18 protein-coding genes are annotated in these 17880 nt (G+C 69.0%); 2 read left to right on the top strand and 16 right to left on the bottom strand.

What is annotated here, in order from left to right; all coding sequences use genetic code 11:
* Positions 1–86: 86 nt before the first annotated feature.
* From SB751_RS11125 to SB751_RS11115, 3 genes are all read right to left on the bottom strand, one after another.
* Positions 87–890 carry a putative hydro-lyase gene (locus tag SB751_RS11125; protein ID WP_144195026.1) on the bottom strand — a complete coding sequence of 268 codons (804 nt, stop codon included), beginning with the start codon at positions 888–890 and terminating at the stop codon, positions 87–89.
* A gap of 105 nt (positions 891–995) precedes the next feature.
* On the bottom strand, positions 996–1961 hold the full coding sequence (locus SB751_RS11120; protein ID WP_144195024.1) for a LysR family transcriptional regulator: 966 nt from the start codon (positions 1959–1961) through the stop codon (positions 996–998).
* 49 nt (positions 1962–2010) lie between these two features.
* The gene (locus SB751_RS11115; protein WP_144195022.1) at positions 2011–2604 is read right to left on the bottom strand and encodes an SRPBCC family protein; all 594 of its coding nucleotides are present in this window, start codon (positions 2602–2604) and stop codon (positions 2011–2013) included.
* Positions 2605–2995: 391 nt separating this feature from the next.
* On the opposite strand from SB751_RS11115, the gene SB751_RS11110 reads away from it, so the two are divergent.
* Positions 2996–4309 (top strand): MFS transporter, encoded by a 1314-nt coding sequence (locus SB751_RS11110; RefSeq protein ID WP_186296726.1) that lies wholly within the window; start codon positions 2996–2998, stop codon positions 4307–4309.
* A gap of 362 nt (positions 4310–4671) precedes the next feature.
* Positions 4672–5679: a helix-turn-helix transcriptional regulator gene (locus SB751_RS11105; protein ID WP_144195020.1), complete on the top strand. Its 1008-nt coding sequence runs from the start codon at positions 4672–4674 to the stop codon at positions 5677–5679.
* A 32-nt stretch (positions 5680–5711) separates the two neighbouring features.
* Here the strand turns inward: SB751_RS11105 and SB751_RS11100 are convergent, their stop codons facing one another.
* From SB751_RS11100 to sctV, 13 genes are all read right to left on the bottom strand, one after another.
* On the bottom strand, positions 5712–6752 hold the full coding sequence (locus SB751_RS11100; protein WP_144195018.1) for an EscU/YscU/HrcU family type III secretion system export apparatus switch protein: 1041 nt from the start codon (positions 6750–6752) through the stop codon (positions 5712–5714).
* The gene (gene sctT / locus SB751_RS11095; RefSeq protein ID WP_144195016.1) at positions 6749–7594 is read right to left on the bottom strand and encodes a type III secretion system export apparatus subunit SctT; all 846 of its coding nucleotides are present in this window, start codon (positions 7592–7594) and stop codon (positions 6749–6751) included. Before sctT ends, SB751_RS11100 begins: the two co-directional genes overlap by 4 nt.
* 3 nt (positions 7595–7597) lie before the next feature.
* Complete coding sequence (locus SB751_RS11090; protein WP_211944234.1) at positions 7598–8110, bottom strand: flagellar FliJ family protein; 513 nt, start codon at positions 8108–8110, stop codon at positions 7598–7600.
* The gene (locus SB751_RS11085) at positions 8107–9468 is read right to left on the bottom strand and encodes a FliI/YscN family ATPase (RefSeq protein ID WP_144195012.1); all 1362 of its coding nucleotides are present in this window, start codon (positions 9466–9468) and stop codon (positions 8107–8109) included. The genes SB751_RS11090 and SB751_RS11085 overlap by 4 nt, the downstream gene beginning before the upstream one ends.
* A gap of 11 nt (positions 9469–9479) precedes the next feature.
* Positions 9480–10088 (bottom strand): type III secretion protein, encoded by a 609-nt coding sequence (locus SB751_RS11080; protein WP_092297535.1) that lies wholly within the window; start codon positions 10086–10088, stop codon positions 9480–9482.
* Entirely contained in the window at positions 10070–10861 is a 792-nt protein-coding gene (locus SB751_RS11075; protein WP_410748046.1) for a type III secretion system protein SctK, read from the bottom strand. Before SB751_RS11075 ends, SB751_RS11080 begins: the two co-directional genes overlap by 19 nt.
* Positions 10858–11661: a type III secretion system inner membrane ring lipoprotein SctJ gene (gene sctJ / locus SB751_RS11070; RefSeq protein WP_410748045.1), complete on the bottom strand. Its 804-nt coding sequence runs from the start codon at positions 11659–11661 to the stop codon at positions 10858–10860. The genes SB751_RS11075 and sctJ overlap by 4 nt, the downstream gene beginning before the upstream one ends.
* Positions 11658–12149: a hypothetical protein gene (locus tag SB751_RS11065; RefSeq protein ID WP_410748044.1), complete on the bottom strand. Its 492-nt coding sequence runs from the start codon at positions 12147–12149 to the stop codon at positions 11658–11660. The genes sctJ and SB751_RS11065 overlap by 4 nt, the downstream gene beginning before the upstream one ends.
* A gap of 82 nt (positions 12150–12231) precedes the next feature.
* On the bottom strand, positions 12232–12435 hold the full coding sequence (locus SB751_RS11060) for a hypothetical protein (RefSeq protein WP_092297932.1): 204 nt from the start codon (positions 12433–12435) through the stop codon (positions 12232–12234).
* 76 nt (positions 12436–12511) lie between these two features.
* On the bottom strand, positions 12512–13657 hold the full coding sequence (locus SB751_RS11055) for a BON domain-containing protein (RefSeq protein WP_144195006.1): 1146 nt from the start codon (positions 13655–13657) through the stop codon (positions 12512–12514).
* Complete coding sequence (sctC, locus tag SB751_RS11050) at positions 13658–15373, bottom strand: type III secretion system outer membrane ring subunit SctC (RefSeq protein ID WP_144195004.1); 1716 nt, start codon at positions 15371–15373, stop codon at positions 13658–13660. It lies immediately after the preceding gene.
* 48 nt (positions 15374–15421) lie between these two features.
* Positions 15422–15688 carry a type III secretion system export apparatus subunit SctS gene (sctS, locus tag SB751_RS11045; RefSeq protein WP_144195002.1) on the bottom strand — a complete coding sequence of 89 codons (267 nt, stop codon included), beginning with the start codon at positions 15686–15688 and terminating at the stop codon, positions 15422–15424.
* 12 nt (positions 15689–15700) lie between these two features.
* Positions 15701–17827 (bottom strand): type III secretion system export apparatus subunit SctV, encoded by a 2127-nt coding sequence (sctV, locus tag SB751_RS11040; RefSeq protein WP_410748043.1) that lies wholly within the window; start codon positions 17825–17827, stop codon positions 15701–15703.
* Between the last annotated feature and the right edge of the window lie 53 nt (positions 17828–17880).

The following is a 17880-nucleotide window of genomic DNA, read 5'->3' as shown; positions in this document are numbered from 1 at the left end:
GTCAGACGGTGCCGCAGATTTTGCGCGCGCAGGCACGCGCGCGACACTATGAGAACTCGTAGGGCTGACTGGAGCAGCCCTGGGCGCTACAGCCGGTTGTTGTCGAGATCGGTCACCAGCATGCAGCCCGGCGCGTGCGTGATGCAGATTTCCGGGCGCGCCTCGCGGATCACGGCCTGCGGGGTGACGCCGCAGGCCCAGAACACCGGGATCTCGTGGGCGTCCAGCGGCACGGCATCGCCATAGTCGGGGGATTCGATGTCCTCGATGCCGATCAGCGACGGGTCGCCGATATGCACCGGCGCCCCGTGCACGTCCGGGTAGCGCGCGGTGATCTCGGTGGCCAGAATCGCGTCGGCGGCAGACAACGGGCGCATGGACACCACCAGCTTGCCGGAGAGCCGCCCGGCCGGCCGGGTCTCGATATCGGTGCGGAACATCGCCACGTTGCGGCCCAGGTTGATGTGCTTGAGCGGCACGTTGGCGGCCAGCAGCGCATGCTCGAACGAGAACGAGCAACCGATGGCGAAGGCCACGAAGTCGTCACGCCACAACTCGGCGATGCTGGCGGTCTCGTGGTACTCGGTGCCGTGGCGATAGACGCGGTACATCGGCACATCGGTGCGGATATCGACATCCACGCCCAGGTTCCGGAAGACCGGGTCGCCCGGATCGGTCACGTCGATCACCGGGCAGGACTTGCGGTTCAGCGCGCAGAACTGGAGGAAGTCATAGGCCCAGTCGCGCGTCAGGATCACGATATTGGCCTGCACGTAGCCCCGCGCCAGGCCGCTGGTGTGGCCACGGTAGCGGCCCTCGCGAATGATGCGGCGCAATGCGGCGGGGTCGTCGGGCAGGATCGAGGCGGCGTGCTGGAGAGGCTGGTTCATGGCTGCGGCGTGGGAATCGGGTGAAGTCGAAACCGATTCTGGTGGCCGGTGCCGCATCGCGTCCAACAAATCTTTCGGGTGGCGCGCGATAAAGAAATCCGATGACTACGAGCCTGCGTGGGAGGTTTCGGGCAGGCTGGCGGCCAGCACCGGCGAGACCGCCATGGCCATGTCGTCGCCCACTTCGAGGCAGAAATCGGCCACCACCTGCGTGGCAATCTCAACGATCGACTCGTTGACTTCCAGCCCGGCGCCGATGCGCCACGAGGCCACGATGTCCAGCGCCGGCGGGTGGTTGTCCACCTGCACCACGGCCAGCGTGCCGTCGGCCAGCGCCTGCCGCACTAGCGCCGGTGGCACCGCGCCAATGCCGAAGCCATCGCCAATCAGCCGCGTCATGGCCGCCACCGAGTTGACGCAGTTGATGCGCGGCGAGGTCACGCCGTTCAGGTGGAACAGGCTCAGGATGTCCTGGTGCGGCCGGGAATTCTTGACGAAGGTAATCACGCGCTCGGCGCCCAGCGCCTCCAGCGAGGGGTACGGGCGGTCATAGGCGCTGCCCTTCGCCACGATCCAGCGGATGGGGTAGCGCGCCAGCTCGATGTTGCGGACGGTCTCCAGCCGCAGCAGGTCGGTCTGGAAGATCACGTCGAGGTAGCCCTTCTGCAGTTGGTCACAGAGGTTGAGCGCGGCATCGGCAGTCAGCTCGATCTCAAGCTGCGGATAGGCCTGCATGGCGCGCTTGACTACGGTGGAGAGCCAGGTATGGATGACCGAGTCCATCGCGCCGATGCGCACCCGCCCCGCGATGGTGCGCGAGCGGTCCAGCGATTGGCGCAGATGGTGCATCGTGTTCACCATCTTCTCGGCGTACTCCAGCACGCGCTGGCCCTCGGGCGTCAGCGTCACGCCGCGCGAATCGCGCAGGAACAGCTTCACGCCGAGGTCTTCCTCCAGCACGGCAATGCGGCTGGAAATGGACGCCTGCGTGCTGAACAGCTTTTCGGCGGTCAGCCGGAAGCTGCGCAGACGCGCGACCCAGACGAAGGTTTCGAGGAAACGCAGGTTCATGGCGCGTGGGGCAAGCAGGATTCGTGCGCGCGATGGAGGCCGGGCGCCATCAATCGCCCCCCAAACGCTCTGCCGCCGGGGAGACTGCCACAGGGGCTGCCTCTGCTCTCGCCGCCTCGCTTGCTGCATCCTTCGCCGCTTCCAGCGCCACCTCCTCCGCACGCGCCTTCAGGTTTCCCAGCGCAGCCTGCATCGAATCGCCAAGCGCCTGCGGATACTCCGACCCCGCGCCATCGGGCAGCGCGAAGGGGTCCAGCCACACCTGCCACGTCAGGATCGTGGTGCCGGCATCGAGCCCCGGCTTGGCCTGCAGGCGCCCGCGCGTATGGCCGGAGAGCTTGCGGTAGCTGTAGGCGTAGGGCCCCTTGTCGGTCAGGATGTCCACGGCCGGCAGCCCGCCCGCCTTGTAGACCATGCGCCGGACCGTGCCGGGCGCGCCACTGCCGAGCACTACGTCGCAACGTTTGAATTCGCCGTCCCATTTCGCCAGTGCGCAGTAGCCGCCGGCCTGCTGCCACACCAGGTCGGCGTCGGCGTTGATCGCCACCGAGCGCTCCACGGGCACCAGTTGGGCGTGCGCGGCACCGGCAGCGCCAAGCAGCAGGACCACGAGCAGGGATCGAAGCGAATGGTTGGGGAGCATGGAAGATTCGGATTGGGCGTGCAATGAGATTGCCGCAAGCCTACCGGCGACGTGCGCGCGCGACCACTACCGAGCACTCGTAGGAAACCCTCGCCTACGGATCTCCGTAGGAAGTGACGCGGCTGGCGCGCCGTATGCTTACGCCTTCCCCCGCGAAAGTGGGGCATCGGCACGATCAGGGAAAACCCCGAACCGCAGCGCGGGCGCTCCGCCGCAATCCCCCGAGTTAGCTGCCTTTCAGCACAGGCTTCAATTTTTCTTATCGGCCCTCGCCCGAAAAACTAGTTGGACGCGAGGGAGGCGCGGTTTCAAGAATGCATGACAAGAACAAGAAGAACCCATCGGCAAAGCCCAGGCAAGAGACCACGACAAGACCACGAAGAGGAAAGGCATGGAATCGCAGATCGGCCGTATCGACACCCCCACGCAAGCTGACACCACCCCGCACGCCGAGCCATCGCGCGGCTTCTTTTCCTGGTATCGCGACATTACCCCCAACGAGCGCCGCACCTTCTGGAGCTGCAAGGTGGGCTACGCGCTGGACGCCATGGACACGCAGTTCCTGAGCTTCGTGATCCCCACGCTGATCGCTACCTGGGGCATCTCCCGCGCGGACGCCGGCTTCATCGGCACCGCCACGCTGCTGACCTCCGCCGCCGGCGGCTGGGTGGCCGGCATCCTGTCGGACCGCATCGGGCGCGTGCGCACGCTGCAGCTGACCATCCTCTGGTTCGCCTTCTTCACCTTCCTGTGCGGACTGGCGCAGAACTATGAGCAACTGCTGATTGCCCGCGCGCTGATGGGCTTCGGCTTCGGCGGCGAATGGACGGCCGGCGCCGTGCTGATTGGCGAGGCGATCCGCGCGCGGGACCGCGGCAAGGCCGTGGGCATGGTGCAGGCGGGCTGGGCCATCGGCTGGGGGCTCTCCGCCCTGCTCTACGCGCTGGTGTTCTCGCTGCTGCCGGCCGAAACCGCATGGCGCGCGCTGTTCCTGATCGGCCTGCTGCCGGCCGTGTTCGTGATTGTGCTGCGCCGCATGGTCAAGGAGCCCGAGGTCTACACCGAGCACAAGGCCCGGGAGGCCCGGCAGGACCAGGAGCGCGCCTCCTTCGCCGAGATTTTTTCCCCGAAGCTGCTGTCCGTCACGCTGCGCGCCGCGCTGCTGACCACCGGCGCCCAGGGCGGCTACTACGCCATCACCACCTGGCTGCCCACCTTCCTGAAGACCGAGCGCGGCCTGACCGTGCTCGGCACGGGCGGCTACCTGGCGATGGTGATCGTCGGCTCCTATATCGGCTACGTGACCAGTGCCTACCTGACCGACCGCATCGGCCGCAAGCGCAACTTCATCCTGTTCGCCATCGGTTCGATGGCCATCGCGCTGGCCTACACGCACATCCCGGTCAACGACACGGTGATGCTGCTGCTGGGCTTCCCGCTCGGCTTCTTCGCCTCGGGCATCTTCGCCGGCATGGGGGCGTTCCTGACCGAGCTGTTCCCCACGCGGGTGCGCGGCTCCGGCCAGGGCTTCTGCTACAACGTGGGCCGGGCCATCGGCGCGTTCTTCCCGTTCCTGATCGGGCAGGTGAGCCAGCAGATGACGCTGGGCCACGCCATCGGCATCTTTGCCGCGGCGGCCTACGGCGTGCTGATCCTGGCGGCGCTGACGCTGCCCGAGACGCGCGGCAAGCAGCTGGAGGCCTGAGATGCAAGACGCGGCGCACAAAACCATGGCCCGGACAGGGAAAGTGGCGATGACACCACGGCGCTTGCGGCATCGGTGCCGTCTGGCGTACGCTTGCACCCACGCCACGCCCGCCGCCCAGAATCATAAGATCGAACGGCCGCGCAGCGTTCACCATCAGGTCCAAACGGGCTCCATACGGGCCGCGCCTTCATGGCCCGCACCCAGCCAGCACCACACTAGAACACCAGAACACCAAAACATCGACAGCGCGGGCCCATGAGCCCGCGCAGCAAGGTGCAGCAACGGTTTCCGACGGGATCCGGGTCAGCAGCATGTTGGAGCCAGACGGCTCGGCAGGCAGGCATACGCACGGAGGCCTTATGACCAGAGCAGTAGAAGTTGTATCCGGCATGGACGCGGGGGCGTCCGCACTGGATACCGCAAGCACGCTGCGCGCGCGCCGCGCGGCGCCCGCCATGGCAAGCCCCACCAGCCCGGCCATGGCGCACCACGGCATCCGCTTCTATGGCGAACGCCAGATCGTGCCGGTACGCGCGCGGCCCCGCCAGGGCGGCTCGCCGGGGCTGGTCTCGGCGCTGGCCGGCGAAGGCACGTACGAGGGCCGCAGCACGGTCATGCAGGCCGCGATCCACGCGATCGGCTTCGACTACCTCGGCTACGGCACCGCCGCCAACGTGGGCGGGCACATCCAGCCGCGCACGTTCTTCGACACCTATACGGCCCCCGGCTGGCGCGACCGCTATTTCCGCGAGCGCTATTTCGAGATCGACCCGCGCAATCCGCAGCCCGGCATGTTTGGCCTGCCGATGGTGTGGGACGCCGACGACCTCGAACACACCCCGCCCGGCGGCATTCCGCCGCTACGCCTGCGCCGTTTCCTGGACGACCTGCGCGATGCCGGCATCCGCAGCGGGGTCTTCCTGAACCTGCCGATGCCGGGCACCAGCGACATCGTCATCATCAGCTTCATGTCGGGCATCGAGAGCCGCCGCTGGATTGGCGACACGGTGCTGGGGCAGGCGCTGACCGTGGGCCTGGGCCTGCATGAGTTCCTGACCTGCCATGCCGAGATCCCCACGGCGGGCCGGCCCAAGGAGGGCTTGTCGGACGTGCAGCGCGACATCCTCGCCTGCCTGGCGCAGGGCCTCTCCGACAAGGAGATCGCGCGCCGCATGGATATGTCGATCTTCAACGTGGATTACCACATGCGCCGCCTGCGCAGCCACTTCGGCGTGCGCAACCGCGTGCAGCTCGCGGCCGCCGCCACGCTGCTGCGCCCCGCCGCGCCGTTGCCGGGGCATCCGGCCACTGGTGACGCCGCGCCGGCCATCATCACCGATCATCGCGCCGCCGCGCTGGCGGGCTGAGGGCGCCCGGGACCTGCGCCTCCCGAGCCCCCCTACTCCTCGCCCGTGGCCCAGCGCATGAGGTCTGCCACGCGCGTATAAAGCGCGCGATCGATCGGACGGTCCAGCGGCACGCTCATATAGAGCCGCTGCGCGAGGTCGGAATCGAACGCCGAGGGAATCAGGTAATCGGCCGCCGCCTGCCGGATGCGCGCGGCCACGTGGCCGCCGCCCTTGGCCAGCACGCGCGGCAGCGTGCCCGGGCCGTCGTAGCGCAGCGCCACCGCGTATTGCGTGGAGTACACCACCGCCGTAGAGACGCGCACGCGCTCGCCCACCCCGAAGAACGCCGCCTCGAAGAAGGCCGCGCGGCGCCGCCCGGCCATGATCGGGTCGCCCTGCGTGTCCTTGTGCTCGCGCCGGTACTCCTCCACGCTCATGCGCTGCTGCTTCATGAACTGGTAGCGCTCGTGCACGTAGTCCACCACGGCCATGATCAGGTAGATCAGCGCGGCCCAGCAGCACATGCGCAGCAGGATGTAGGCCACCAGTACCAGGATTTCAGCCGGCCGGGCGTGGCCCGAGCGCACGCCGTCCTCGATGGCGCCGAGCGCGAGGATATAGACCAGCCCGCCCAGCAAGGCGATCTTGAGCACGATCTTGGCGAGGTTGACCAGGTTCTTCACGGCGAACATCCGTTTCAAACCTTCGGCGGGATTCAGCCGCGCCATGTTCGGCTTGATCTGCTCGAATGCCACCAGGGGCCCCACCTGCACGAAGGCGCCGAGGATGCCGCACACCAGCGCCACGGCCGCCACCGGCAGCACGCCCATCAGCAGGAAACGTGCGCTGGCCTCGCCAAGCACCAGCATCTGCTGATCCTGCAGATGCTGCGGCACGGCGCCCATCGCGCTATGCCAGAGCGCCTGAAACAGCCGTATGAAGTAGCGGCCCAGCACCCACAGCACGGCCAGCACGCCGAGGAACACCACCGAGGACGTCACGTCCGTGCTGCGCGGCACCTCGCCGCGCTTGCGCGCCTCGTCCAGCTTGCGGCGTGTGGCCTCGAGGTTCTTCTCGCCGTCCTGGCTCATGGGCCGCCTCCTCCTGCCGCGCCTCCTGCGCCTCCCACTGCGCCCATGCCCTTGCGCAGCAGGTCGATCAGGGTATTGTCGGGCCGCAGGAAGCCCTGCAGCGTGTCCACCATCACCGCCAGCATCAGCACCAGCATCAGGAACGCCACGGTAATCTTCACCGGCTGGGCGAACTGGAATACGTCGAACTGCGGCACGAAGCGCGCGATCAGCGCGAAGCCCAGCTCCACGATCACGAGCAGCAGCAGGATCGGCGCGGCCAGCTTCACCACCCACGAGAACAGCGTGCCCGCGTACGCGCCGGCAAAGCCGATCGACGACAGCGACAGCTCAGGCCCGAACGACATCACCGGCCAGAACGCGAACGATTCGATGATCACCCCCGTCATGGCGAAAAAGCCGCCGAACGAGGCAAACAGCGCGATGCCGAGGTGGGATAGCAGGTTCTCCATCGGCCCGTCTTCCTGCTGGGTCACTGGGTCGAAGAAGGTGGCGTTGCCGGAGCCGGTCTGGAAGTCGATCAGCTCGCCCACCATCTGCAGCGCCACGAAGAACAGGCCGAAGGCCATGCCCAGCAGCAGGCCGATGAACGCCTCCTTGAAGATCAGCAGCAGCCACAGGCCGTTGGCGATATGGTCCAGGTCCACCCGCGCGCCGGGCGAGACGAACAGCGCGATGGCCAGCACGATGCCGTTGCGCGCCACGCCGGGCACGGCCTGGTGCGACAGGAACGGCAGCACGGTGAACGCCGTGAGCAGGCGCGGCATGACCAGCACGATGGGCATGACCACCTCGCGCCCCCAATGAAACAGCCATGTCGGATCGATCGTCGAGCCCTGCATGCGCTACGCCGCCCCGTCCGCATGACCCGCGTGATCGGCGCGATGCCAGCCTCGCACAGCGGCCTCATCCACCGCCTCGTCGTCGCGGCGCTCCAGCCCCGCGCGGGCGTCGGCGCGGGCCCGTGCCACCAGTTCGCGCGCGCCCACCAGCCGCCCATGGGCGCGCAGCAGCGCCTGGCGGCTTTCCTCGAATACGGTGCGGCGCCGTTGCACCTCGTCCAGCGCCTCTGCCAGCCGCGTGTTGGCGCGCGCGATGCGGGCGTCGAAGGCGGCCTGCCAGCCCTGCGCGTCGAGCAGCCCGGACACCGACACCCCGCCCTGCGTAGCGCCATCGCGCAGGCGCGCGATGAACGCGGCGCGCTCGGTCAGCGCGCCATTGACGGCCTGCTGGGCGGTTTCGGCATCGCGCAGTCCTTCCATTACCCAGGCACGGTGCTGCTGCATCACGCGCGTGGCGTCCTCGTGGCGACGCTGGCGCACCGATTCCAGCTGGGCGAGTCGCGGATCATGGCTCATGGTTTCGCTTCCTGCCGGATGGCCTGCGCCAACTTGGCGAGCGCGCCGGCAAAGGTGTCGAGCCGGATCGCCGGCTGGGTCAGGTAGGCGCGGATCGCGCCGATGGCGCCCACCGCCACGTCGGCCACGGCATCGGCGCCGGGCCGGTATTCGCCGATTTGCAGCAGCAGCTCCATGTCCTGGAACTTGGCCAGCAGCTGGCGCAGGCGCAGCGCGTCCTGCTGATGCGGGCCGGCCGCCACCTGCGGCATCACGCGGCTGACCGACTGCAGGATGTCGATGGGCGGATACTGGCCCGCGCTGGCGAGCTTGCGCGACAGCACGATATGGCCGTCGAGGATCGAGCGGACCTCCTCCGCAATCGGGTCGCTGTCGTCCTCGCCTTCGGTCAGCACCGTATACGCCGCGGTAATCGACCCCTGCACGCCGGTGCCGGCACGCTCCAGCAGTTGCGGCAGCATCGAGAACACCGAAGGCGGATAGCTGCGCCGCGTGGGCGGTTCGCCGCCGGCCAGCCCGATCTCGCGCTGCGCGCGGGCCAGCCGCGTCAGGGAGTCCACCAGCAGCAGCACGCGCTTGCCCTGGTCGCGGAAGTGCTCGGCAATGGCGGTGGCGGTGTAGGCGCAGCGCACGCGCTCCATCGGCGAACGGTCCGACGTGGACACCACCAGCACCGTGCGCGCCATGCCCTCCGGCCCCAGGCTGTACTCGATGAACTCGCGCACCTCCCGGCCCCGCTCGCCCACCAGCGCCACCACATTCACCTCGGCCGCCGAACCCCGCGCCAGCATGCCGAGCAGCGTGCTCTTGCCCACGCCCGGCGGCGCGAAGATGCCCACGCGCTGGCCTTCACCCAGCGTCAGCAGGCCGTCGATGGCGCGCACACCGGTGGCCAGCGGCTCGCGGATCAGGCGCCGCGTGAGCGGATCGGGCGGCTCGTTGTCGATGGGCACGCGCGTCACGCCGACCAGCGGGCCGCGGGCGTCGATCGGCTCGCCCAGCGCATCCAGCACGCGGCCAAGCAGCGCGGCGCCGGCCGGGCATTGCGGCCCGTGCATCGCCGGCACTACCTCGGTCAGCGCGGAAATGCCGGTGGTGCGCCCCAGCGGCGTCAGCACCGCCGTCTGCTGCATGAAGCCGACCACCTCCGCCAGCAAGGGCGCCTCGCCGGGCGTGACCAGGTGGCAGATCTCGCCGACATGCGCCTGGATGCCGGTGGCGTGGATCAGCATGCCCACGGCCTTGCTGACGCGGCCACGCATCGCCACCGGCGTGAAATGGTCGAAGGCGCGGCCCAGGTCGGCGGCGGCATGCTGGAGCGCGGCCTGGATGTCGGCGGCGGGCAGTTCGGTCGCCATGATCGTCTCCGTCAGCTGGCCTGGAGGCGCCGCGCGAACGCCTCCAGCTGGGCCTGCAGGCCCACTTCCATCGTGCCGGACGGGGTCAGGATGCGGCAGGCATCGGCCTCCAGGCTCCCTTCCACCACCACGTTGGCGCGGCGCGGCCAGTCGAGCGTCTCGGCTAGCTGGTCGAGCAGCCCGCGCACGGTCTGCTCGCGTCCGAGCGGAATCTGGATGGTGATGAACGGCTCGGCACGCACCAGCGCCTCCACGCGCTGCAACGCCACCTCGAGGATGATGTCCGGGTCCAGCTCGCCCGCAATCTGCTGCACGGCTTTCATGACGATCTCGGCCATGGTGCGGCGCATGCCGGTCAGCTGCCGCTCGGCCTCGGCCGCCGCGCTGACCTGAGCCGCCGCGTGGTCGGCCTGCGCGCGGGCCCAGCCGTCGCGGTAGCCATGCTGGCGCCGCTGCTCGGCCTCGCGCTGGGCCTCGGTGCTGATGTGCAGCGCCTCGCGCCGGGCGGACTCGATGACCTCGGCGGCATCCATCAGCGCCGCGTACTCGGCCTCCTTGAGCACCTTGCGCTCGGACAGCAGCTGCAGGTTCTCGCTCGTGATCAGAAAAGCCAGTGCCATGCCGGGAACCGTTCGGGAATCAGGTTGAGCAGCAGCAGTTCGCGCAACTGCGCGGCCTGCGCGCGGGTCAGCGCCACGGGCGGCAGGGCCGCCAGCCGGCGCGGGAACTTGCGCATCAGCGCCTGCCGCAGCGGGGCGCCGTAGCCGGCCATCAGGCCGCACAGCAGCCGGTAGCCGCGCTCGGCCATCACGCGGCCCGCGCCGGATGGGCGCGCGCGCAGCGGGGCGAGGTTCATCGGCAGCTCGCTGAGGTCCGGCACGCGCTTGAGCAGGAAGGCTACGGCCTGCGCGTCGATACGCCGGGCCACGCGGCGCATGGCGCGCGGCAACTGGCCGATCAGCGAGCCGGCAATCGATTCGATATTGGCGAGCGGCGCCGGCACGATGCGGCGCTCGCTGGCAAAGCCGGGCTTGTGCACGGCCAGCCCCACCCAGAGCGCCAGCAGGCGCAAGGCGGGGCGGTCCATCAGGACGATGCGGGGGAGCACATCGGCGCGGACGTCGCCCTCACCGGTCAGCGCGCGCACGAGGGTGTCCCGGGCCACGGCATCGGCAGCGAGACCCAACAGTGCGGCCAGCACGTCCGCCGCCGCGTCACCAAAGCGCGCGGGCCGGCGCCACGCGAGCGGCCAGTCGGCAGGCAGCCAGCTCGGATGCAGCTGCGCCAGCGGCTGTTGCAGCAGCGCCGCCACGGCCCGGGCCAGCGCGGCGTCCGGCAGGGCCGGCGACGCCGGCGCCAGCGCCGTGGGCAGCGCGGCGGCGGGCAGACTCATGACAGGCCCCGCGACGGCGCGCGCGGCGGCCAGCGCAGCCCGCCCCGCTTCCAGGCGAGCGCCCCGGCGGCAATCAGCGCTGCGGCGAGCACCACCATCAGCGCGATCAACGCGAAGCGGCCCACCGGAAACGCCCCGGGCACCGCCGCTGCATGGGCGACGGGCGTGAACGGCCGCGCCTCCACCAGCGACAGGGACACGCTGTCATGCGTCACCCCCTCGATGCTGTGCGCCACCATGTCCTTGACGGTCGGCACCAGCAGCCGCAGGTCCACATCCGGCCGATGCTTGATGAAGACCGCCGCCGACGAGGGGCGGATCTTGTCGGAGAGCGGATCGGTGGCTGGAATCACCACGTGCACGCGTGCGGTGACCACGCCATCGATATTGCGCAGGGTTTCGGACAGTTCCTGGGAGAGCGCATAGATATAGCGCATGCGCTCCTCGGTAGGCGTGGCCACCAGCCCCTGCTTCTGGAACACCTGCCCCAGTGACGCGAAGCGCTCGCCGGGCAGCCCCTCGCTGCGCAGGATTTCCAGCGCGGCGGGCAGCTGCGACTCCTCCACACGCACTCTCCAGTTGCCGCCCTGGTTGCCGCCCTGGTTGCCGCCGCCCGAATCGCCGGCGCGCGCCTTCTCGGCATCGAGCCCATCGGCGGTCAGCGCGGCCAGGATCTGGTTGGCCTCGTTCTCGTTGAGGGAGGCGTACAGGTCCACCTTGCAGCCGGCCAGCGCCAGCGCGGCAAGCAGCGGCAGCGCCAGCCGCGCGCGGCACATCCAACGGGAAAGGGGTGCGGTCATTGCTGGTTCTTCAGCAGGCTGTTGAACAGGTTGGTGCCGGCACTGCCGATGCTCGACGTGACGTGAATCGACGAGAACAGCTCGAGCGACTGGGTCTGGAGCATCATGGCCTGGTAGACCACGTCGGAGGTGCTGCCGGTGTGGATGGCGGCGAACATGCCCGCGCGCATTTCCTCCAGCCGGGCGGCCTGCCGCGCGGCTTCCTCGCCGGCGGACACGTAGCTGGAGCGGATGGCGTTGCCGAGCGTGGTGGACGACGGGTCGCTGGCGGCCTGCGCCGCGTGGGCGCCGCGCGAGCCGTCGGCCGCCTGGCCGCCGCGCACCATGTCGGAGAAGGTCAGGGCGTCGGCGGGGTTGGCCTGACTGGCGTGCGTTGGCGCGGCAGGCGGCGCCTGATGCGCGGCCAGCGTGGCGGCGTCCGAGCCGGGCCCAGCGTTGCCTCCGGCGCCCGCTACGGCCCCGGTGGCGGCAATCGTGGTGGGATCCATGGTGGTTCTCCCGTGTGTGTGGCGGTTGATGTCTTCCTCCCCCGCCCCCGGGAGAGGAAGACAACAGACAGCATTGCGAACGTCAGTTCGTGCGCGAGGTCTGCTTCACATCCTGCATGGCGCCCTGGATCAGGTTCGCTTTCTGCGTGTTGTGTGCCATCTCGCTGCTGACAACGGCGTTCTGGCGCGTCAGCGTGTCCTGCAGATTCAGGATGTTCACGGAGAACTCCTGCGCCTTCTGCTGGATCTCGTTCATCTTGGCGTTCAGGTCCACTTCATTTGCCATGGTTTGCTCCTTGGTGGGTTGACGACCTTCCGCCAGGCCCCCAAAGGCCGGCGGCATCTGCATCGCGTGATGCAAATCACTTGCGTTGCGGCGGCGCGGGCACCGGGCTGTCGCGCAGCACCACGCCATCCGCGTCGATTCGTTCGATTTCGGCGCCGTTCTTGAGCACCGCCCCTTCGAAATACCGGCTGCCGTTGGCCAGCTGCACCGAGCGCTTGCCCTCGCCGTCCTCGGTGATGCTGACCACGCGCGCCGGAAACACGCCCTGCCAGTTCTCCATCTGCCCGTCGCGCACCTGCCGGCGCCGGTTGTCCGCCGTTTCGCGGTAATCGATGCGGTCCGTGACCAGCACGCCCGGATGCAGGTCTTCGGTCAGCCGCTTGACCTTGTCGCGCCCGGCAGACGGGTCTGCCGTGCCACTGAGCAGCACGCGGCCCTGCCCCTGATAGGCGATACCCACGCCGGGTTCGTCCAGATAGCGCTGGATGTGCTCGATCAGATCGTCGGCGGAGCGCAGTTGCTGCTGCACCGCGCGGCCATAGGGCGCCAGCGCCTGCGCCACGCGCTGGCGGTCCACGCGCGAATTCACGAAGCCGCGCACGGCGACCGTGCCGTTGGGCTGCGAGACCACCTCCAGCTCGGGAAACGCCGCCACGGTCTTGCGCACCGCCGCCGGGTCCACCTGCGCGCCGGGCACCGGGGCGCCGCGCTGCGTGAGTGTGGCTGCGGCCCAGCCAGCGCCCACCAGCAGCACCGTCGCCGCCAGGCCCAGCGCCGCCATCAGGGCACGCCCATGGCGGCGGGCCGCTTCGCCCTCGCCCTGCCCGTCCGCCTGCCGCTCGGCGCGGCGGCCAGACTCGGCCCACGCGAACAGGGTGTCAGTGGCTTCCGTCGCCGCCGGCTGCGCGCGCAGCAGTTCCACATCGAGCGAGCCGATGGTCAGGATGTCCCCGCCGGCCAGCGCAAACACGCGCTGCGTGGTGGGACGCCCGTTGATCTCCACGGCGGCGTCGCCCACACGCTCGGCCGAGACCGCCACGTCGCCCACGTTGAGCACCAGATGGCGCGGCTGTACATCGGCGCCGGGCACGCTGATGTCCACCTCGCCGGCGGCGCCCAGCACGTTCTCGCCGCGCCGCAGCGTGACCAGCCGGCCGTAGACATCGCCCCCGAGGAACCGGAGCGACCAGCCCGAGTTGCCCTCATGCATGATGTCGGCCATTTAGCTCATCCCCGGTACCACGAGGCGCGGCGTGAGCAGGTAGAAGCGCTCCATATTGTTCTGGCGCTTCTCCTGGTACTTGAACAGGTTGCCGATGATCGGCACGTCCTGCAGCAGCGGCACCCCGGACGAGGCATTGATGCGCTCCTCGGTGGTATACCCGGCGATCAGCAGGCTCTTGCCCTCCTCCACCATCGCCTGTGTGGTGATCGAGCGGCGCCGCACCACCGGGATACGGTCCACGGTTTCGCCGGACAGGTTGCCGTCGGCAATGTCGATGGTCAGCATCACCGCGCGGCTCTGGCTTTCATCGACGACCAGCGGCGTCACGCGCACCGCCGTGCCGGCAGTCACGTTGAACAGGCCGGCATCCTGGAAGCCATCCACCCGTACGTAGAACTCCTGCAGGTTCTCCAGCGCGGCTTCGGTGTTGTCCAGCGTCAGCACCTTGGGCCGCGCGACGAAGTTCGCCTGGCCCCGGTCCGCCAGCGCCTTGACGCGCGTGAGCAGGAAGCGCGTGACGTCGTTGCCGATGGCGCCCGTGAACTGGAGGCCGGAAGCCGCTGACGCCGCCGTGGTGCCAGCCTCCGAGGTCAGGTTGCCGAAGGTCAGCGGCGAGTTGTTATTGCCGCCGCCGATCTGCAGATCCACGTGCCGCGTGTGCAGGCGCCAGTCCACGCCAAGGCTGTCCAGGTCTTCCTGGCTGATATCCATGATCGTCACCTCGATCTCGACCAGCCGCGGCTTCACATCCAGCGATTCGATCAAGCGGCGGTACTGGGCCATGTGGTCGGGCGTGTCGCGCACGAGCACGGCGTTGAGCCGGGTATCGGCCTGGAACTGCGGTAGCTGGCCGCTGCCCCAGGTGTTGCCCTGCACATCGGCGGCAATCATGCCGTTGCCGCCCATGCTGTCCAGCACCTGGCCCGGATCGGCGGAGGGGATGCTCATGCCGCCGCTGTCGCCGGTGCGCAGCTTGGCCATGCGCGTGGCACCACGGCTGGTGCCCAGGCTGGGGTTCGAATTCGCCAGCGAGCCGCGATTGCGCCCATAGAGATTGCGCAGCACGCTGACCACGCCGGGCACGGTCATCTCCTTGCCCGAGCGGTTGATGCGGAAGTCAGACGCCCAGGAATACTTGAGCGGGAACAGCTGCACCTCGGCGCGGTCGTCGGCGATGGAACGGTCGTCCACGGCGCGCACGGCGGCGCGCACCGTCTCCACATAGCGCTTGGGCCCGGAGACCATCAGCGTGCCTTCGGCGTCGTTGATCGTGATCGGGTAGCGCGCATCGGGCACCTGCATCCGTACGAGCGACTCGCGCAGCCGCGTGCCCGCGCCGCGCGCAATCGGAATCACCTCGTTGCGCGCCTCGCTGGCCACGTCGATATAGAGCAGCGAGCCGTCGTAGTAGTACGTCAGCCCGAACATCGCACAGACACTGCGCAGCACGTGCTGGGCGGATTCGGTGAACTTGCCGCTGATGGTGCCCTCCACCTTCGGGTCGATCACGGCCGTGGTCCCCTGCGAGGCGGCCAGCTCGCGCAGGAAGTCCGGCAGCCGCTTGTCGCTGGCGGTGGCCGCGAACGGCTTGCCGGACCAGCGCAGGTCAGCCGCGCCCGCCCTCCCCGCCGTGGCCAGCAGGCACAGGCCCAGCAGCAGCGCCATGCAGGTGCGCTGGATCTTGTTTCGGTGCTCCCCAGGGTGCGGCGTCATGTCGGCTCGGTCTCTTTCGGTTCTTGTGGAAGGTTGCGGAGCGGCACTTCAGAGAAACGTCAGCATCGTTTGCAGCGCGCGCTGCGCAAAGCGCAGCACCTCGCCGCCCAGCCAGCCGCCCAGCAGCACCAGCGACACCAGCACGGCAATCAGCCGCGTGGAGGTGCCGATGCTCTGGTCCTGGATCTGGGTGACGGCCTGCAGCACGGCTACCACCAGCGCCACCACGGTGCCGATCAGCACCACGGGCAGCGTGACCCACAGCACCACCAGCAGCGCCTGGCGGGTGATGTCGAGGATGGTGTCGGCAGTCATGGCGGGCGGCTCTTATTCGCTCGCCGGGTTCTGGATCCAGCCCACCGGCACCAGCGTCACGTCTTCGTCGACCTCCTGGTACGACAGCACGGCGATACGTGGCGCCACGGGCTCGATCAGCCGTTTGATATAGCGCCGCACATCCGTGCCGACCACCACCACCACACGTGCGGCGCCGGCTTTCTCGAGCAGCACGCGCAGTTGCTCGCGGATGTCGCGCGTCACGTCGTGGCTCAGCAGCAACAGGTTGCCGCGCGCCGCGCGCTCAATGGCGCCCTGCACGCGCGCTTCAAGCGCCGGTTCGAACAGCACGGCATCGATCGACCGTGCCGGGCCCACGTGGCGGCTGGTGATCAGCCGGCCCAGGTCCACGCGCACCAGTTCGGTCAGCGCGATGGCGTCGGTCTCTTTCGGCGCCCAGGTCACCAGGCTTTCGAAGATCGTGCGCAGGTTGCGGATGGGCACGCCTTCCTGCAGCAGGCGGCGCAGCACGTCGGTGATGCGCTGCAACGGCACCACCCGGGCCAGTTCCATGACCAGGTCCGGCGCATCGGCCTGCACCACGTGGATCATCGCCTGCACGTCCTGGATGCCGAGCAGCGGCGCCGCATGCTGCTTGATCATGGCGCCGACGTGCACGGCCAGCACTTCCTCACAGGACAGCGTGCGTACGCCCTCAGGCGGCGGCGTGTCGCCGGCGGGCGCGGGAATCCATACCACCTCGGGGAACGGGCCGAAGGGCACGCCGACTTCGGCCTCGCCTTGGTCGATACGGGCCCGCGCGCCGGGCTCCAGCAGCCGCTTGCCGGGGCGCAGCACGCCGGCCGACGCCACCACGTCCTGCACGCGGATGGCGTAGGCGTCGCGCTCGGCCAGCGGGCGATGCGCGATCCGCAGACGGGGGAACACCATGCCGAGGTCCGCCTCCACCTCGCCCTTGGTGGTGGTCATGCGCTGCTCGAACTGGCGCAGGTCGATGCTGCCGCGCAGGGCGTCGTCCAGCTCCAGCGCCAGCGCCGGGGCCACGGCAGCGGCATTGGCGTCCGCGCCCACCTCCGCATCGCCCATCTCGATCCACGTAACCGTGCCGGTGCTGCGCGCGGCGCGGCGCATCAGCAGGTAGCCGCCGCCGGCCACCACGATGGCCATGATCCCGAAGGTCCACTTGGGGAAGCCCGGCACCACCAGGAACACGGCGATGGCCAGCCCCGACACCACCAGCGCCTTCGGCTGGCCCAGCAGTTGCCGGCCAATCACGTTGCCCAGGTTCAGCGAGCGGGTGCGGTCCTCGTCCGAGGAGACCCGCGTGATGACCACGCCGGCCGCAATGGAGACCAGCAGCGACGGGATCTGCGACACCATGCCGTCGCCGATGGTCAGGATGGCGTAGCGCTGCAGTGCGTCGCCGATGCTCATGTCGTGCATCAGCGTGCCGATGCAGACGCCGGCCAGGATGTTGACCAGCGCGATCACCACGCCGGCGATGGCGTCGCCCTTGACGAACTTCATCGCGCCATCCATCGCGCCATGCAGCTGGCATTCCTGCTCCAGCCCACGGCGGCGGTCCTGCGCCTGGGCGGCCGAGATGGTGCCGGCACGCACGTCGGCGTCGATGCTCATCTGCTTGCCCGGCATGGCGTCCAGCGCGAACCGCGCCCCCACTTCCGCCACGCGCTCCGAGCCCTTGGCGATGACGATGAACTGCACGATGGCGATGATCAGGAACACCACGCCGCCCACCACCACATTGTTGCCGACGATGAGCTTGCCGAAGGTGTCGATGATGTGGCCTGCATTGGCGTGCAGCAGGATCAGCTTGGTCGAGGCGATATTGAGCGACAGCCGGAACAGCGTGGTGAACAGCAGCAGCGACGGGAACGTGGACAGCGACAGCGCGGACGGAATATAGGTGGCCACGATCAGCAGCGTCAGGCTCATGCCCAGGTTGATCGTGAGCAGGAAGTCGAGCAGGAACGTGGGCAGCGGCAGCACGAACAGCGCGATCACGGCGAACAGCAGCAGCGTCAGCGCGAGGTCCGACTGGCGCGACGCCACGGCGGCCATCTGCTGGAGCCCCGGTGAAGCGGGCCCCGGACCACCACGTGGGAATGCCGGAAGTTTTGCCGGGAATTTCGCCATGAATCAGCCAGGTTGAGCGGAGTTTCGACAGTTGCCGCAGTGTATGGGCCACC

This window comes from Cupriavidus sp. SIMBA_020, assembly GCF_046535395.1.
GTDB lineage: Bacteria > Pseudomonadota > Gammaproteobacteria > Burkholderiales > Burkholderiaceae > Cupriavidus > Cupriavidus campinensis.
The sequence above is the reverse complement of the archived record's forward strand: the minus strand, read 5'-3'. Positions and strand labels throughout refer to the sequence as shown.

Coding starts and splice junctions, on each gene's coding strand:
- SB751_RS11125 (WP_144195026.1), bottom strand. CDS start 890: ATGAACCAGCCTCTCCAGCACGCCGCCTCGATCCTGCCCGACGACCCC.
- SB751_RS11120 (WP_144195024.1), bottom strand. CDS start 1,961: ATGAACCTGCGTTTCCTCGAAACCTTCGTCTGGGTCGCGCGTCTGCGC.
- SB751_RS11115 (WP_144195022.1), bottom strand. CDS start 2,604: ATGCTCCCCAACCATTCGCTTCGATCCCTGCTCGTGGTCCTGCTGCTT.
- SB751_RS11110 (WP_186296726.1), top strand. CDS start 2,996: ATGGAATCGCAGATCGGCCGTATCGACACCCCCACGCAAGCTGACACC.
- SB751_RS11105 (WP_144195020.1), top strand. CDS start 4,672: ATGACCAGAGCAGTAGAAGTTGTATCCGGCATGGACGCGGGGGCGTCC.
- SB751_RS11100 (WP_144195018.1), bottom strand. CDS start 6,752: ATGAGCCAGGACGGCGAGAAGAACCTCGAGGCCACACGCCGCAAGCTG.
- sctT (WP_144195016.1), bottom strand. CDS start 7,594: ATGCAGGGCTCGACGATCGATCCGACATGGCTGTTTCATTGGGGGCGC.
- SB751_RS11090 (WP_211944234.1), bottom strand. CDS start 8,110: ATGAGCCATGATCCGCGACTCGCCCAGCTGGAATCGGTGCGCCAGCGT.
- SB751_RS11085 (WP_144195012.1), bottom strand. CDS start 9,468: ATGGCGACCGAACTGCCCGCCGCCGACATCCAGGCCGCGCTCCAGCAT.
- SB751_RS11080 (WP_092297535.1), bottom strand. CDS start 10,088: ATGGCACTGGCTTTTCTGATCACGAGCGAGAACCTGCAGCTGCTGTCC.
- SB751_RS11075 (WP_410748046.1), bottom strand. CDS start 10,861: ATGAGTCTGCCCGCCGCCGCGCTGCCCACGGCGCTGGCGCCGGCGTCG.
- sctJ (WP_410748045.1), bottom strand. CDS start 11,661: ATGACCGCACCCCTTTCCCGTTGGATGTGCCGCGCGCGGCTGGCGCTG.
- SB751_RS11065 (WP_410748044.1), bottom strand. CDS start 12,149: ATGGATCCCACCACGATTGCCGCCACCGGGGCCGTAGCGGGCGCCGGA.
- SB751_RS11060 (WP_092297932.1), bottom strand. CDS start 12,435: ATGGCAAATGAAGTGGACCTGAACGCCAAGATGAACGAGATCCAGCAG.
- SB751_RS11055 (WP_144195006.1), bottom strand. CDS start 13,657: ATGGCCGACATCATGCATGAGGGCAACTCGGGCTGGTCGCTCCGGTTC.
- sctC (WP_144195004.1), bottom strand. CDS start 15,373: ATGACGCCGCACCCTGGGGAGCACCGAAACAAGATCCAGCGCACCTGC.
- sctS (WP_144195002.1), bottom strand. CDS start 15,688: ATGACTGCCGACACCATCCTCGACATCACCCGCCAGGCGCTGCTGGTG.
- sctV (WP_410748043.1), bottom strand. CDS start 17,827: ATGGCGAAATTCCCGGCAAAACTTCCGGCATTCCCACGTGGTGGTCCG.